At 47.2% G+C, this 396-nt stretch carries 1 protein-coding gene; it reads right to left on the minus strand.

Going from position 1 to position 396, the window contains the following annotated elements; genetic code table 11:
- Nucleotides 1-254: 254 nt before the first annotated feature.
- Entirely contained in the window at nucleotides 255-395 is a 141-nt protein-coding gene (locus D3227_RS40850; RefSeq protein WP_425374604.1) for a ribosomal protein L7/L12, read from the minus strand.
- Nucleotide 396: the final 1 nt, after the last annotated feature.

The raw sequence follows: 396 nt of genomic DNA on the forward strand, positions 1-396 counted from the left end.
CTGGCAGGCAGTCCACACTGCTCGCCTCGACATCTCCAACTTCGACATGAGGCCGGCAACCCCGGTCTCGGAATGACTCTTTCCCGTTCGTGACAGAGTGACCTATATGGTCAGGAACCCCTCGTAAGTACTACGAGGGGTTTGTCATTTCTTGAAATAAATTAATAACAAAAATACCCCTCGCAATGAGGGGTATTCTGTTTAAAAACCATTTGGCCGAATAAGTACTAACGCCGAAGCGTTAATGATTGAAATTACTGAAGCTCTACGCTTGCGCCAGCTTCTTCGAGTGTCTTCTTTGCAGCTTCTGCTTCTTCTGTAGGAACTTTTTCCTTAACAGTTGCAGGTGCGCCGTCAACGATTGCCTTAGCTTCACCAAGACCAAGACCAGTAATG

Origin of the sequence: Mesorhizobium waimense, assembly GCF_003601975.1 — a bacterium.
GTDB classification, from domain to species: Bacteria; Pseudomonadota; Alphaproteobacteria; order Rhizobiales; family Rhizobiaceae; genus Mesorhizobium; species Mesorhizobium waimense.